The sequence below is a fragment of the Pseudoalteromonas sp. APC 3250 genome, from assembly GCF_030407915.1.
In the GTDB taxonomy this organism is placed as follows: Bacteria; Pseudomonadota; Gammaproteobacteria; order Enterobacterales; family Alteromonadaceae; genus Pseudoalteromonas; species Pseudoalteromonas tetraodonis.
On sequence record NZ_JASDCM010000043.1, the window covers coordinates 1 to 791 of the forward strand.

General features: G+C 44.4%; 2 protein-coding genes and 1 other annotated feature. Both genes read left to right on the forward strand.

Features of this window, described 5'->3' with window-relative positions:
- Positions 1–50: 50 nt before the first annotated feature.
- Positions 51–371 carry a transposase gene (locus QL986_RS18790; RefSeq protein WP_008130909.1) on the forward strand — a complete coding sequence of 107 codons (321 nt, stop codon included), beginning with the start codon at positions 51–53 and terminating at the stop codon, positions 369–371.
- Positions 329–445: a sequence feature (AL1L pseudoknot), on the forward strand. (Overlaps the previous gene by 43 nt.)
- Before the next feature lie 111 nt (positions 446–556).
- Positions 557–791 (forward strand): IS3 family transposase (locus QL986_RS18795; RefSeq protein WP_138956978.1); only part of this gene is annotated, 235 nt, incomplete at its 3' end.

A 791-nucleotide genomic window follows, 5' to 3' on the forward strand; every position in this document is an offset into this window, starting at 1 on the left:
TGAATCGCCCCGTGTTTGCCAGAGACTCAATAACTTGAGAAACTGGAACTATGAAAAAATCAAATCGCTATACATCAGAATTTCGTGAACGTGCAATTAGGCTTGTTACCACACAACAGCATGAATACCCTTCTCTTTGGGCTGCGCTAGTATCGATTTCAGATAAACTGGGATGTACCCCAGAAACACTTAGAGCATGGGTCAAGAAATCTCAAGCTCAACCGTCTAAACCCTCTTCTAATACGCAATCAACTGAAGAACGCCTTGCCGTCTTAGAGCGCGAGAATAAAGAGCTCAAGCGAACGAATGATATCCTGAGGCAAGCTGCCGCTTTTTTCGCCCAAGCGGAGCTCGACCGCAAACAGAAGTAATAGTGGATTTTATTGATGCTTGCAGAGAGCATTACGGTGTCGAGTCAATTTGCAAGGAATTGCCGATTGCACCATCAACGTATTATTCTCATAAACAGATACAAAGAGAGCCTGAGCGACTGTCTAACCGCAAAAAGCGTGATGCTGAGCTGATAATACTCATTCGCGAAGTGTGGGAGGATAATATGTCAGTTTATGGTGCAAGAAAAATATGGAAGCAGCTACAGCTTGACGACCATCAAGTCGCCCGCTGTACAGTCGAACGATTGATGCGAGTTATGGGAATTCAAGGTGTTCGTCGGGGTAAAGCACATAAGACAACGATACCTGACGAGCAACAAGATAAGCCACTTGATTTAGTTAATCGTCAATTTACTGCTGAGCAGCCAAATCAACTTTGGGTAGCTGACATCACCTATG

Excerpts from the sequence above, each read along its gene's own strand:
- QL986_RS18790 (WP_008130909.1), top strand. The coding sequence starts at position 51 with ATGAAAAAATCAAATCGCTATACATCAGAATTTCGTGAACGTGCAATT.